The following is a 13,578-nucleotide window of genomic DNA, read 5'->3' on the forward strand; positions in this document are numbered from 1 at the left end:
CCGCTCACGCCGCGGCGACAACTGCCGCCGCACGCGGGCTCAGACGATCATGACCGATCCCGACTCGACCGGGACCGCTTTGCCGGGACCGGGTCTTGACATCCTCACAGCTCGCTCTTAATGTTGCTGCAATCACAAATTGAAACGTTTTAATTCGCCGGTCCACCCCATGTCCGACGATCTGCGTTTCCCTTCACGACGTCTCGTCAGGAGCAGCAATGTCCGACCCCCAGCGCGTCTGCTTCGTGCTCCACCTCCGGCCCGAGCGCGTCGAGGACTACCTCGAGGCCCACACGGAGGTCTGGCCGGAGATGCTCGACGCGCTGCGCGAGACGGGCTGGCGCAACTACTCCCTCTTCCTCCGGAAGGACGACGGCATGGTCGTCGGCTACCTCGAGGCCGAGGACTTCGCCGCGACCAGCGCCGCGATGGAGGCAACCGACGTCAACACCCGCTGGCAGGCGCACATGTCCGAGTACTTCCGCCCGCCGGCCGGACCCGACGCGGACGGCGCGAACCCGGACACGATCCGCACCGAGCTCACCGAGTACTTCCACCTCGACTGACCCCTCCGGCACCACACCGACACGACCCAGGCACACGACACGTACTGACGGGCGCACCGACATCCACGAACTCCGGTTTGACCTCTCCGATCCCGACCCTCTGTACTGATCTCCGACGCAAGGAATCACCATGAAAGTAGGAGCGCGCTCCACCACCGGCTGGCGGGCGACCATCTCGGTCGCCATGTCGAACTACATCGAGGCCGGCTCGATCATCGCGATCGCCACCAGTCTCACCTTCTGGCAGGACGAGTTCGGCATCAGCAACTTCGCCGTCGGCCTCCTGGCGGCTCTGAGCGCCAACGCCTTCGGCGCAGCCGTCGGCGCCGCGATCGGTGGACCACTGTGTGACCGCTACGGCCGCAAGGCGATCTACACCTACGACCTGCTGGTTTACATGGTCGGCGTGTTGCTCGCGGCCTTCGCACTGAACTTCACCATGCTGCTCGCCGCCTTCATCATCACCGGTCTCGCGGTCGGCGCCGGAGTGCCCGCGTCGTGGACCTACATCGCCGAAGAGGCGCCGTCGGTCGAACGCGCCAAGCATGTGGGCACCGCACAGCTCGCCTGGTCGGTGGGGCCGCTGATCGGATTCGCACTCGCGGCCGCACTCGCCCCGATGGGCCTGTTGGGTTCGAGGATCATCTTCCTGCACCTCTTCGTCGTTGCCGCAGTCGTCTGGTGGATCCGGCAAGGTCTTGCAGAGTCCAAGATCTGGACCGATGAGGCAGTCAACGAGAGTCGTCAGCTCACCGCATCGGTCGGCGCCCGCGGTCTGAAGGGCCTGTTCTCGCGCAAGGTCAACATCACCGCGCTCCTCCTGCTCGGTGGCATCTATCTCTTCTGGAACACCGTCGCCGGACAGGCCGGCATCTTCATGCCGCGCGTCTACGAAACCGCCGGACTCGAAAGCGCCGTGCAGCAGAACCTGCTGCAGGTGCTGGTGTGGGGCTGCACCGTGCTCGCGACCTACTTCGGATTCATGCGGTACGCCGACCGCGTCTCCCAGCGTGCGCTCTACGTCTTCGGCGCGGCGCTCGGCATCGTCGGTTGGATCGTGCTGGTCGCCTTCACCGACGGCGGCCTCACCACCATGCTCGCCTTCGCGATCCTCTGGGGCATCTCCGCGGGTATCGGCGCACAGGCGTTCTACAGCCTCTGGGCCAGCGAGATGTTCGCCACTCCGTACCGGGCCAGCGCGCAGGGCGTCATGTTCTTCGCCGTCCGCACCGCGACCGGCCTGCTGAGCTACTTCTTCCCCACCATGCTGGCGGCGACCGGACTCACCACGGTCGGCATCCTGCTGGTCGCGCTGCTCACCGTCGCCTTGATCATCGGTGCCATCGCGGCTCCGAACACGCAGGGCAAGACGCTGCAGCAGATCGAGGTCGAGCGCTACGGCGCACCGATGTCACCCGAAATCATCGAGACCCCGGCGCCCACGAGTCGTCCGGCCACCGGCGACACCACAGTGGCCGAGACGATCACCAAAGCTCCGGCCTGACACGCTCCGACCGAGCGCTCGAGCTTGGTTGAAACGTATCAACCGACCGACCTCCCCGCCGCCGGCTGTTCCCCGACGCCGGCGGCGGGGAATCCCAACCGAAAGAAACCTCATGGTCACCTTTGACGAGACGATCCTCGACAACCTCGAGATCGAGCTCCCCTCCTGGGCGTTCGGCAACTCCGGCACCCGGTTCAAGGTGTTCGGCACCCCGGGCACCCCCCGCACCATCCACGAGAAGATCGCCGACGCGGCAAAGGTCAACGAACTGACCGGCCTCGCACCCACTGTCGCCCTGCACATCCCCTGGGACACCGTCGATGACTACACCGATCTCGCCGCCTACGCGAAAGACCTCGGCGTCGGCCTCGGCACGGTCAACTCGAACACCTTCCAGGACGACGCCTACAAGTTCGGCAGCCTGACCCACACCGACAAGACGGTGCGGCAGATGGCCATCGACCATCACCTCGCGTGCATCGAGGTGATGAACGCGACCGGCTCGCGCGACCTCAAGATCTGGCTCGCCGACGGCACCAACTACCCCGGCCAGGGTGACATCCGGGGACGCCAGGACCGCCTGGCCGAGTCACTCGCAGCCATCTACCAGCACATCGGCGACGACCAGCGACTCGTGTTGGAATACAAGTTCTTCGAGCCCGCGACGTATGTCACCGACGTTCCCGACTGGGGCACCTCCTACGCCCACGTGACCGCGCTCGGCGAGCGGGCGATGGTCTGCCTCGACACCGGCCATCACGCGCCGGGTACCAACATCGAGTTCATCGTCGCGCAGCTCCTACGCCTCGGGAAGCTCGGTTCCTTCGACTTCAACTCGCGCTTCTACGCCGACGACGACCTCATCGTCGGGGCGGCGGACCCGTTCCAGCTCTTCCGCATCCTGTTCGAGGTGATCCGCGGCGGCGGTCTCGACACCGGTTCACCGGTCGCCCTCATGCTCGACCAGTGCCACAACGTCGAGGAGAAGATCCCGGGTCAGATCCGTTCGGTGCTCAACGTCGAGGAGATGGCCGCACGCGTACTGCTCGTCGACTCCGAGGCTCTGGCCGCGGCCCAGGAAGCCGGAGACGTGCTGGGCGCCAACGGCATCCTGATGGATGCCTTCTACACCGACGTCCGCCCCATGCTCGCCGAGCGCCGCACGCGACGCGGACTGCCCGCCGACCCGATGACCGCCTACGCCGAGTCCGGCTACCGGGAGCGCATCGTCGCCGAGCGCGTCGGCGGCACCCAGTCGTCCTGGGGCGCCTGAGCGCTCCCCCGCCCCAGCTTCCCTGAATCCGAGGAGATCTCCCGACATGACCAACCCCGCAGTCGCAGCGCTCATCGCGCGTTCCAACCGGCTCGGCTCCGACCCGAAGAACACCAACTACGCCGGCGGAAACACCTCTGCCAAGGGCACCGACACCGATCCGGTCACCGGTGAGAACGTCGAACTGTTGTGGGTGAAGGGATCCGGCGGCGACCTCGGCACCCTGACCGAGCAGGGCCTCGCGGTCCTGCGACTCGACCGGATGCGCGCCCTGGTGGACGTCTATCCCGGCCTCGACCGTGAGGACGAGATGGTCGCCGCCTTCGACTACTGCCTGCACGGCAAGGGCGGTGCCGCCCCGTCCATCGACACCGCGATGCACGGACTGGTCGACGCCGCACACGTCGATCACCTGCACCCCGACTCCGGTATCGCCATCGCGACCTCCGTCGACGGAGAGGCGTTGACCACCAAGATCTTCGGCGACCGCGTCGTGTGGGTGCCGTGGCGGCGTCCGGGCTTCCAACTCGGCCTGGACATCTCGGCGATCAAGAAATCCAACCCGCAGGCAATCGGCTGCATCCTCGGCGGACACGGCATCACCGCGTGGGGTGACACGTCCGAGGACGCCGAGGCCAACTCGCTCGAGATCATCGACACCGCCGAGAAGTACATCACCGCCAACGGCCGGTCGCAGCCGTTCGGCGCACCGCTGGACGGGTACGACGCACTTCCGGCCGCCGAACGTCGCGCCAAGGCCGCGGCTCTCGCCCCGTTCATCCGCGGTCTGGCCTCGATGGACAAGCCGCAGGTCGGCCACTTCACCGACGTCGACCCGGTGCTCGACTTCCTTGCCGCCCAGGAACACCCGCGCCTGGCTGCACTCGGCACCAGCTGCCCGGATCACTTCCTGCGTACCAAGGTCAAGCCGCTCGTCCTCGACCTCCCGGCCTCCGCGACCGTCGAGGAGTCCAAGGAACGTCTGACGGCGCTGCACGAGGCCTACCGCGAGGATTACCGCGCCTACTACGAGCGCCACGCCACCGAGGACAGCCCCGCCATGCGCGGCGCCGACCCGGCCATCGTGCTTGTCCCCGGCGTCGGCATGTTCAGTTTCGGCAAGGACAAGCAGACCGCGCGCGTCGCAGGCGAGTTCTACCTGAATGCGATCAACGTGATGCGCGGCGCCGAGGCCATCTCGACCTACGCGCCGATCGACGAGTCGGAGAAGTTCCGCATCGAGTACTGGCTGCTCGAAGAGGCCAAGCTCGCGCGGATGCCGAAACCGAAGCCGCTCGCCACCCGCATCGCGCTCGTCACCGGCGCGGCTTCGGGCATCGGCAAGGCCATCGCGGCGCGTCTCGCCGCCGAAGGCGCTTGCGTCGTGATCGCCGACCTCGACGCGGAGAAGGCACGTGCCGCCGCGGAGGAGATCGGTTCGAGTGACGTCGCCATCGGCGTGGCCGCCGACGTCACCGACGAGGCAGCTGTGCAGGCGGCGATCGATGCCACCGTGCTCGCCTTCGGCGGCATCGACCTCGTCGTGAACAACGCCGGCCTGTCACTCTCGAAGTCGTTGCTGGACACCACCGCTGCCGACTGGGACCTGCAGCACAACGTGATGGCACGCGGCTCGTTCCTGGTGAGCAAGGCCGCCGCCCGCGCCCTCATCGACCAGAAGCTCGGCGGCGACATCCTCTACATCTCGTCGAAGAACTCCGTGTTCGCCGGGCCCAACAACATCGCCTACTCGGCGACGAAGGCCGACCAGGCCCATCAGGTCCGCCTGCTGGCCGCCGAGCTCGGTGAGCACGGCGTCAAGGTCAACGGCATCAATCCCGATGGCGTGGTGCGGGGTTCGGGCATCTTCGCCGGCGGCTGGGGCGCCAAGCGCGCCGCGGTGTACGGCGTCGAGGAGAAGGACCTGGGCAAGTTCTACGCCCAGCGCACCCTGCTGAAGCGAGAGGTCCTGCCGGAGAACATCGCCAATGCGGCGTTCGCACTGTGCACCTCGGACTTCTCGCACACCACCGGTCTGCACGTGCCGGTGGACGCGGGCGTCGCCGCCGCCTTCCTCCGATGAGTCGCTCCACTCGGTCGGCCCAGGTCGCCGCGATCGACCTGGGCGCGACCAGCGGCCGGGTCATGCTCGCCGACGTCTCCCGCGGACGTCTCGAACTCGAACAGATCGCGCGGTTCGCCAACGATCCGGTGCACATCTGGAACGGCCGCAGGTCCGCTCTGCACTGGGACCTCCCGGGGTTGTTCCGGGCTGCCTCTGCCGGCCTGGCCGAGGCGGGCAGGCAGTCCGACGATCTGGTCGGGATCGGGGTGGATTCGTGGGCGGTCGACTACGCGCTCCTTCGCGAGGGTCGGATGCTGGGGTTGCCACACCACTACCGGGACGTCCGCAGCGCAACCGGCGTCGAGGCCGTACACGCCGAGCTGGGTCCAGCAGATCTGTATGTACGCAACGGTTTACAGCACTTGCCGTTCACCACCGTGTACCAGCTGGCCGCCGAGAAGACCGACGGACTGCTCGATCAGGCCGACACCGCGCTGCTGATCCCCGACCTGATCACCTATTGGCTGACGGGTCAGCGCGGCACCGAGCGGACCAACGCCTCGACGACCGGCCTGCTCGGCATCAACGGGCGCTGGGACACCGCCATGATGGAGCGGCTCGGGCTGCCCGTCGGGTTGTTCCCGGAGATCGTGGAGACCGGCACCGATCAGGGACCGCTCCTCGTCGACGTCGCCGAGCGGCTCGGATTGTCGGCGTCGACCCGCGTCACCGCCGTCGCCTCCCACGACACCGCGTCGGCGGTGGCCGCCATCCCGATGGACCCGACCACCTCGGCCTACATCTCCTGCGGCACCTGGGGTCTGGTCGGTGTCGAGCTCGACGAGCCGGTGGTGTCCCGCGACGGGTGGAAAGCCAACTTCACCAACGAGGTCGGCGCCGACGGCCGGATCCGCTACCTCCACAACGTGATGGGTCTCTGGCTTCTCAGCGAGACGGTGCGCCAGTACCAGCGCGAGGGCTATCGCGCGGACCTCGGCGAATTGCTGGCGCAGGCGGCCGAGGCGCCGCCGACCGTCGAGATCTTCGACACCGACGACGCGCGGTTCCTGCCACCCGGCGACATGCCCGGACGCATCCGCGCCTGGTACGACGAGCGCGGCATGCGCGCCCCGATGACCCGGCCCGAGATGGTGCGCGCGATCGTCGACAGCCTGGCGTCGGCCTTTGCCGCCGGCGTCGCGCAGGCGGCCGCCCTGTCCGGGACGAGGGTGGAAACCGTGCATCTCGTCGGCGGCGGCTCGCAGAACCGGCTGCTGTGCCAGCTCACCGCCGATCGTCTCGGCCTACCGGTGCAGGCCGGACCGGTGGAGGCAACCGCGCTGGGCAACGTGCTGATCACCGCACGCGCGCACGGCCTGATCGATGGCGATCTGGAGGCGATGAGGTCTATCGTCGCCGACAGGTTCCCGCCGCAACACTACGCACCCCGGCACTCCCGCGGCACACTATCCCGCACCGCGGTCGGGGCAGGAAAGGCATGACGATGCAACGCACATCCCCCATGAAGCGTCGAGTTCCCAAGCCGCGTGACCTCGCGCCGCTGATGCAGTTCAAGAAGCCGCAGTTCGATGCGAAGAAGCGGCGCCTCGACGCCGCCCTCACGATCGAGGACCTGCGGACGATCGCCAAGCGACGCACCCCGAAGGCCGCCTTCGACTACACCGACGGTTCTGCCGAGGCGGAGCTGTCCATCGAGCGTGCCCGTCAGGCGTTCTCCGACATCGAGTTCCATCCGGCCATCCTGCGCGACGTCTCCAAGGTGGACACCTCGTGCACGGTCCTCGGCGGGCGTTCGGAGCTGCCGTTCGGCATCGCACCGACCGGGTTCACCCGGATGATGCAGACCGAGGGCGAGTACGCCGGCGCGCGCGCCGCGGGACGCGCGGGCATCCCCTTCTCGCTGTCGACGATGGGCACGGCGTCGATCGAGGATGTCCGTGACGCGAACCCGCACGGGCGCAACTGGTTCCAGCTCTACATGTGGAAGGACCGCGAACGCTCGATGGCGCTGGTCGACCGCGCCGCGGAGGCCGGGTACGACACCCTCCTGGTGACCGTCGACGTCCCGGTGGCCGGAGCCCGCCTGCGCGACAAGCGCAACGGCATGTCGATCCCGCCGGCGCTGACCACCAAGACCGTGCTCAACGCGATTCCCCGGCCGCAGTGGTGGATCGACTTCCTGACCACCGAGCCGCTCGCGTTCGCCTCACTCGACCGGTGGTCGGGAACGGTGGCCGAACTGCTGGACACGATGTTCGACCCCACCGTCACCTTCGACGACCTGGCATGGATCAAGTCACAGTGGCCGGGCAAGCTCGTCGTGAAAGGCGTCCAGACCGTCGACGACGCCCGGGCGGTCACGGCACTCGGGGCCGACGGCATCGTGCTGTCGAACCATGGTGGGCGCCAGCTCGATCGCGCACCGATCCCGTTCCACCTCCTGCCCGAGGTGGCCCGCGAGGTCGGCGCGGACACCGAGGTCATGCTCGACACCGGCATCATGAGCGGCGCCGACATCGTCGCGTCGGTCGCGCTCGGCGCCCGGTTCACCCTGGTCGGCCGCGCTTACCTGTACGGCCTCATGGCCGGCGGCGAGGCCGGGGTCGACCGGATGATCGAGATCCTCGGTGAGCAGATCGCCCGCACGATGCGACTGCTCGGCGTCGCCTCGCTGGACGAACTGACACCGGCGCACGTGACCCAGCTCGAGCGGCTGGTGCCCCGGGCGCGGCCGCGCTGACCCTGGCGCACACTGCTGCGTTTTTCGCCCCCGGACCATGCGGCCCGACGGGACCAGTGCCAGCCCGAACTCAGCGCTGGGTCTCATACCCGCCAGCCGCCGGCCGACGCCGTGCGCGCGACGTAGTCCTCGAACGGTGTGGCCGGTCGGCCCAGCACCTGCGCCACATCGTCGGTGGTCGTCGAGATCAGGCCACGGGACATCAGTTCGTACATCGCGGCGACGCCTTCGGCCGCCGCGCGTGGCCACCCGGTTGTCTCGACGGCGTCGGCGTACTCCGACACGCTGATCTGCCGGTAATCGATCGTCCGGTCGCTTGCCCCCGCGATGAGGCCGACCGCCTCGGCGAACGTGATCGACCGCGGACCGGTGAGTTCGTATGTCCTTCCCGAATGTCCTTCGGTGGTCAACGCTTTCACGATCACGCTCGCGACGTCCTCGATGTCGACGAAGGGTTCGGGCACGACGCCGGCCGGGGTTGCCACCTCACCACCGGCGAGCGCCTCGACGAAGAGCGGGTCCTCGGTGAAGTTCTGCGCGAAGTTGTTGGCGCGCACGATGGTCCACTCGAGTTCCGAGGAACGCACCGCCTTCTCCGCAGCGATCATGTCCTGTCCGAACGCGGAGTCGCCCCACGTGTCCGCGCCTCGGCCCGACAAGAGCACCACGCGTCGGACGCCGGCCCGCTCCGCGTTGGTGATGAAATCGTCGACGGGTCCGATGATGTCGGGCGGCACGATGTAGACCGCGGCCACCCCGGTGAGCGCGGCATCCCAGGTGTCGGGGTCGGACCAGTCGAAGCGGGTGTCACTCGACCGTGACGCCGCACGAACCCCGACACCGGACATCCGCAAGCGAGTGGCCACGCGACGTCCGGTCTTGCCGGTGGCTCCGAGAACGAGAACTGTGTTATCACTCATGACCTCCATCTGACGCCTGCCAGGTGGATGATTCCATGGTTCAGACGCCACTTTCCCTGTTGATTCGTCTATGTTGGGGCCATGGATGCATTCGGCGACCTCCTTCGGGGCGTTCGTTCTCACGGCTCGGTGTTCGGATACGCCCGCCTGTCCACCCCGTGGTCGCTCGACTTCGTCGACGGCGCGCCGCTGACCCTGTGTGCCGTCGTCGACGGCGTCGGGTGGGTCGTGCGCGACGGCGTGGAGCCCGTTCGCGTGACCTCCGGTGACACCGTCGTCGTGCGTGGTCCGGAGACCTTCTCGTTCCGAGACGAGGTCGACACCGACGCTGCGCCGGAGGCGTGTGGCGTGCACTGCTCGACGCCGGAGCTTGGTGGCGCCCGACATCGACAGGGGTGGACCGACCACGGTGATGCGTCCGCGTCGACGTCCATCGTGGTCGGCGCCTACCCGGTGCACGGTGAGATCGGCGACCGCCTGCTCGAGGTCATCCCGCCGGTGATCCTGATCCCTGCCGATGACGAGGCGGATGCGGTCACCCGGTATCTGGCAACCGAGTTACAGGCCGACCGTCCCGGCCAGCAGGTCGTGCTCGACCGGCTTCTCGACTGGTTGCTCGTCTGCTCACTGCGAACCTGGTTCGATGGCCATCAGCACGAAGCGCCGCAATGGTATTCGGCGATGCACGACGATGTCGTCGGGCCGGTGCTCGGTATCATGCACGCCGAGATCGACAAGCCGTGGACGGTCGCGGCACTGGCCGGGCGGTCGGGGGTGTCGCGGGCGGCGTTCGCGAAACGATTCGCCGACCTCGTCGGGGAGCCTCCGCTGACCTATCTCACCCGATGGCGGATGACCGTCGCGGCCGACCGGCTCCTCGAGCGGCCGGACCTCACCATCGCCGACGTCGCACGCGAGGTCGGCTACACCGACCCGTTCACGTTCAGCTCCGCGTTCAAACGCATCAAGGGCAGCAACCCGAGTACCCACCGAGCGTCGCGGCGCGAGGAGGTCGCTCGGGCGGAGCAGTCGCGGGCGTCCCGATGATCGGAACCCGGTGCGCTGGCGCGTTCCTCACGAACTGGAGGCTACGAGGTCGCGCAGGCGCCGGATCCGGTGTCTACGCGACCTCCGCGCGTTCCCGGCGATGCGCGAAGTGATCGACCAGACCGACCACCAGCGCGACGAGCACGAGCAGGGTCGCGGTCCCCAGTCCGATCTGGAAGGCCCGCGCCCAGTCCCCACCGCTGTTGGCCACCTGGGCGAAGAACACCGCACCGACGAGCGCGATCCCGGCGGCGGCCCCGATCCGCTGCCCGGTCTGCAGGACTCCACCCGCGATGCCGGCCTGGGTGACCGGGACCTGGTCGAGACTCAGTGTCAGGTTGGGCGAGATCACCAGGCCCGAGCCGATACCGGCGACCAGCAGCGGGAGGGCGGCCGCGTAGCCGGCGTTGTGGCCGGGGACGAACTGGACGGCGATGATCGTCGCGACCATCCCCACGACGACCAGTCCCAGTCCCAGCAGGACAAGCGAGCGCCCGACGCGGTTGACGATGTTGCCGCCGATGCTCGCCGACACGGCCGACCCGAGTGCGAAGGGCGTCACGGCCAGTCCGGCCTGCAGAGCCGAGTAGCCCAGGCCCTGCTGGACGAACAGCGTGTAGATGAAGAAGACCGTGGTGAAACCGGCGAAGTAGACCATGGCGATGACGCACCCGAGCGAGTACGACCGCATCGAGAAGAGCGAGAGGTCGACGAGTTGCTGATGTCCGACGCGCCCCTGGCGCCGCTCCCACAGCACAAACGCCCCCAACAACACCGCGGCGACGATCAGCAGCAGCCACTTCTGCCCGCCCGGCCACTCCTGTTCCTGGACCATCGGCAGCATCAGCGCGAACACGCCGGTACCCAGCAGCACCACGCCCACCGGGTCGAAGCTCCCCCGCAGAGGCTGTTTGGTCTCGGGCGGCCGGGCCGGGATGAGCCGGATGGCGGCGACGAAGGCCGCGATGCCGATCGGCACGTTGACGAAGAAGATCCAGCGCCAGCCTTCCGCGGACCCACCCAGCTGGATGAGTACGCCACCCAGCAGCGGCCCGACCGCGGTCGAGATGCCGATCGTCGCGGCGAACATGCCGAACGCCCGGCCGCGCTCCGCGCCGCGGAACAGCAATTGGATCAGCCCCGAGACCTGCGGCGCGAGAATGCCGCCCGCGACTCCCTGGATCAGGCGGAAGACGACGAGCTGCGTCGGCCCCTGAGCGAAGCCACATGCCGCCGAAGCGACCACGAACAGGGTCAGTCCGATCAGGAACGTCACCTTGCGACCGCGGGCGTCACCGATCCGACCGGACGGCACCAGGACGAGCCCGAAGGCGAGTGCGTAGCCGGAGACCACCCACGAGAGGTCTGCCGAATCGGCACCGAGACCGGATTCGATCGAGGGCAGCGCGACGTTGACGATCGAGACATCGAGAAGCGTCATGAAGCCGACGACCAGGCACACCGCGAGCGCCTTCCATCGTCGCGGGTCTGGCTGGTAGTCCGCGGAGAACGGGCTGGCCGGAGTCGACATCGAGCCGCCTTTCATTCAGGAGATACCGCGCTGTTCGTAGTCAATCAGTCCGCGAGATGGGCGACCCTCCCGAGTCCGCGTACCGCAGGTACCGTCCCCTCGTCTGGTGAGATGGACACATGGGTGTGAGCATGCGGGACGTCGCGGCAGCGGCCTCGGTGTCGGTCGGGACCGTCTCCAACGTGCTCAATGCGCCCGGAAAGGTGTCCCCTTCGACGGTCGCCCGGGTCCAGGCGGCGATCGACCAGTTGGGTTTCGTGCGCAACGACGCCGCGCGTCAACTACGGGCGGGCCGTTCGCGCTGTGTCGGCATGGTGGTGCTCGACGTGGGCAACCCCTTCTTCACCGACATCGCCCGGGCCGCCGAACAACGCGCGGGCGACCACGACCTCACGGTGTTGCTGGGTACATCCGACGACGACGAGTCGCGGGAACAGGTCTACCTCGACACCTTCGACGAACAGCGGGTTTTCGGTCTGCTCGTCTCCCCGATCGGCGACGACCTGCGGCGGTTCGACTCGCTGCGCCGCCGCGGCACCCCGGTCATCCTCGTCGACCGCGACGCCGCCGGCTCTCCCTTCGATTCCGTCGCCGTCGACGACATCGCGGGTGGACGGCTCGCGGTGTCGCACCTGTGCGAGACCGGGCGTCGCCGGATCGTCTTCGTCGGCGGACCACCGGGACTGCGTCAGGTCGCCGACCGCAGGCGAGGTGCGCAGGCCGCGGTCGACGGTGTCGCCGATGCCACGCTGGAGGTCCTGCACACGCCGAATCTCAGCGTGCTCGCCGGACGTGACGCCGGGACCGCACTTCTCGCAAGAGATCCCCGCGAACGACCGGAGGCGGTGTTCTGCGCCAACGACCTCCTCGCGATCGGTGTCCTGCAGGCGTTCACGATGCTCGCCGGTGGTGTGCGCGTTCCCGACGACATCGCGATCATCGGGTACGACGACATCGACTTCGCCAGGTCGGCCGTCGTCGCGTTGTCGTCGATTCGGCAGCCGACCTCCCGTATCGGCGTCACCGCGGTCGATCTGCTGATCAGTGCGGCAAACGACCCTGCCGAACGCCATGTCCCGTCGAACCTGGTGTTCCAGCCCGAACTCGTCGCTCGGGCGTCGACGCTGGGGTGAGGTGTGACTGCCGACACCAGGTCCGGCCCACTGTGAGCACTCTCCTATATTTGCAGGGTTCTGCAAGTTTGCAGGTTCCTGCAAGTTCCGTACCGTGGACGTCGTGCACTCCACCGGACTCCGCGAGGCGAAAAAGGCAGCGACCCGCTCGGCGCTCGCTCGCGCCGTGCTGCGGCTGTCGACTCGGGCCGGCATCGACCATGTGACCATCGACGCCGTTGCGGCCGAGGCCAACGTGTCCGTTCGCACGTTCCACAACTACTTCAGTGGCAAGGAAGACGCGCTGCTGCACTTCGTGTCGTCGCTGTTCGACACGATCGTGGAACGAATCGAGGCCCGGCCGTCCGACGAGAGCTTCTTCTGCTCGGTCCGAACGGCCCTCATCTCGGCGGCCACCTCACCCGAGGTCGGCGAACCGAGCGAGATCGTCGCACTCCTGCGTCTCCTCGACACCGATCCGGGACTGACGGCCAGGTCCCGCGACATGGAGCTGGGCGACACCGTCGAGGCACGGCTCGCCGAACTGTGTGCGCAGCGCGGGCAGCCGGCGCACACGCTGTATCCGCGACTCGTCCTGCACAACGCGATCACCACCATCCGCGTCACCCTCGAATTCTGGGTGACCCATCACGACGACACCCCGGGCACCACCGTGGAACTGGCCACGATGCTGGAGTCCGCCTTCGACCAGCTGGCATCCGGTATGTCGCAACCCATCCCACCCATGAACATCCCACCCATGAACGATCTCGCCGACCCATCCCCTGAGGAGCTTTGA

The 13,578-nt window shown here is 67.8% G+C and carries 11 protein-coding genes; 9 read left to right on the forward strand and 2 right to left on the reverse strand.

The window, feature by feature from the left end; all coding sequences use genetic code 11:
- Window positions 1–218: 218 nt before the first annotated feature.
- The 6 genes from ACFW3F_RS19275 to ACFW3F_RS19300 all read left to right on the forward strand — a co-directional run bounded on the left by ACFW3F_RS19275 (window position 219) and on the right by ACFW3F_RS19300 (window position 8,169).
- Entirely contained in the window at window positions 219–566 is a 348-nt protein-coding gene (locus tag ACFW3F_RS19275; protein WP_388060204.1) for an L-rhamnose mutarotase, read from the forward strand.
- 130 nt (window positions 567–696) lie between these two features.
- Window positions 697–2,070 carry an MFS transporter gene (locus ACFW3F_RS19280; protein WP_388060206.1) on the forward strand — a complete coding sequence of 458 codons (1,374 nt, stop codon included), beginning with the start codon at window positions 697–699 and terminating at the stop codon, window positions 2,068–2,070.
- A gap of 112 nt (window positions 2,071–2,182) precedes the next feature.
- Window positions 2,183–3,343 carry an L-rhamnose isomerase gene (rhaI, locus tag ACFW3F_RS19285; protein ID WP_388060208.1) on the forward strand — a complete coding sequence of 387 codons (1,161 nt, stop codon included), beginning with the start codon at window positions 2,183–2,185 and terminating at the stop codon, window positions 3,341–3,343.
- A 46-nt stretch (window positions 3,344–3,389) separates the two neighbouring features.
- Window positions 3,390–5,426 (forward strand): bifunctional aldolase/short-chain dehydrogenase, encoded by a 2,037-nt coding sequence (locus ACFW3F_RS19290; RefSeq protein WP_388060210.1) that lies wholly within the window; start codon window positions 3,390–3,392, stop codon window positions 5,424–5,426.
- Window positions 5,423–6,910: a rhamnulokinase family protein gene (locus ACFW3F_RS19295; protein ID WP_388060212.1), complete on the forward strand. Its 1,488-nt coding sequence runs from the start codon at window positions 5,423–5,425 to the stop codon at window positions 6,908–6,910. The genes ACFW3F_RS19290 and ACFW3F_RS19295 overlap by 4 nt, the downstream gene beginning before the upstream one ends.
- Window positions 6,911–6,930: 20 nt before the next feature.
- Window positions 6,931–8,169: an alpha-hydroxy-acid oxidizing protein gene (locus ACFW3F_RS19300; RefSeq protein WP_388060249.1), complete on the forward strand. Its 1,239-nt coding sequence runs from the start codon at window positions 6,931–6,933 to the stop codon at window positions 8,167–8,169.
- Window positions 8,170–8,252: 83 nt separating this feature from the next.
- Here the strand turns inward: ACFW3F_RS19300 and ACFW3F_RS19305 are convergent, their stop codons facing one another.
- The gene (locus ACFW3F_RS19305; RefSeq protein ID WP_388060213.1) at window positions 8,253–9,089 is read right to left on the reverse strand and encodes an NAD(P)H-binding protein; all 837 of its coding nucleotides are present in this window, start codon (window positions 9,087–9,089) and stop codon (window positions 8,253–8,255) included.
- A gap of 81 nt (window positions 9,090–9,170) precedes the next feature.
- Between ACFW3F_RS19305 and ACFW3F_RS19310 the strand changes: the two genes are divergently transcribed.
- The gene (locus ACFW3F_RS19310; RefSeq protein WP_388060215.1) at window positions 9,171–10,136 is read left to right on the forward strand and encodes an AraC family transcriptional regulator; all 966 of its coding nucleotides are present in this window, start codon (window positions 9,171–9,173) and stop codon (window positions 10,134–10,136) included.
- Between the two features lie 73 nt (window positions 10,137–10,209).
- On the opposite strand, the gene ACFW3F_RS19315 is transcribed toward ACFW3F_RS19310, so the two are convergent.
- Window positions 10,210–11,667 carry an MFS transporter gene (locus tag ACFW3F_RS19315; RefSeq protein ID WP_388060217.1) on the reverse strand — a complete coding sequence of 486 codons (1,458 nt, stop codon included), beginning with the start codon at window positions 11,665–11,667 and terminating at the stop codon, window positions 10,210–10,212.
- 119 nt (window positions 11,668–11,786) lie between these two features.
- Between ACFW3F_RS19315 and ACFW3F_RS19320 the strand changes: the two genes are divergently transcribed.
- Both ACFW3F_RS19320 and ACFW3F_RS19325 read left to right on the forward strand, forming a co-directional pair.
- On the forward strand, window positions 11,787–12,800 hold the full coding sequence (locus ACFW3F_RS19320) for a LacI family DNA-binding transcriptional regulator (RefSeq protein ID WP_388060219.1): 1,014 nt from the start codon (window positions 11,787–11,789) through the stop codon (window positions 12,798–12,800).
- A 94-nt stretch (window positions 12,801–12,894) separates the two neighbouring features.
- Window positions 12,895–13,578, forward strand: coding sequence for a TetR/AcrR family transcriptional regulator (locus ACFW3F_RS19325; protein ID WP_388060221.1), 684 nt, complete (start codon window positions 12,895–12,897; stop codon window positions 13,576–13,578).

The organism is Gordonia sp. NPDC058843 (genome assembly GCF_042743165.1).
Lineage (GTDB): Bacteria > Actinomycetota > Actinomycetes > Mycobacteriales > Mycobacteriaceae > Gordonia.

Bases quoted from the DNA above. Each gene is read 5' to 3' on its own strand.
- ACFW3F_RS19275 (WP_388060204.1), top strand. From the start codon at position 219: ATGTCCGACCCCCAGCGCGTCTGCTTCGTGCTCCACCTCCGGCCCGAG.
- ACFW3F_RS19280 (WP_388060206.1), top strand. From the start codon at position 697: ATGAAAGTAGGAGCGCGCTCCACCACCGGCTGGCGGGCGACCATCTCG.
- rhaI (WP_388060208.1), top strand. From the start codon at position 2,183: ATGGTCACCTTTGACGAGACGATCCTCGACAACCTCGAGATCGAGCTC.
- ACFW3F_RS19290 (WP_388060210.1), top strand. From the start codon at position 3,390: ATGACCAACCCCGCAGTCGCAGCGCTCATCGCGCGTTCCAACCGGCTC.
- ACFW3F_RS19295 (WP_388060212.1), top strand. From the start codon at position 5,423: ATGAGTCGCTCCACTCGGTCGGCCCAGGTCGCCGCGATCGACCTGGGC.
- ACFW3F_RS19300 (WP_388060249.1), top strand. From the start codon at position 6,931: ATGAAGCGTCGAGTTCCCAAGCCGCGTGACCTCGCGCCGCTGATGCAG.
- ACFW3F_RS19305 (WP_388060213.1), bottom strand. From the start codon at position 9,089: ATGAGTGATAACACAGTTCTCGTTCTCGGAGCCACCGGCAAGACCGGA.
- ACFW3F_RS19310 (WP_388060215.1), top strand. From the start codon at position 9,171: ATGGATGCATTCGGCGACCTCCTTCGGGGCGTTCGTTCTCACGGCTCG.
- ACFW3F_RS19315 (WP_388060217.1), bottom strand. From the start codon at position 11,667: ATGTCGACTCCGGCCAGCCCGTTCTCCGCGGACTACCAGCCAGACCCG.
- ACFW3F_RS19320 (WP_388060219.1), top strand. From the start codon at position 11,787: ATGGGTGTGAGCATGCGGGACGTCGCGGCAGCGGCCTCGGTGTCGGTC.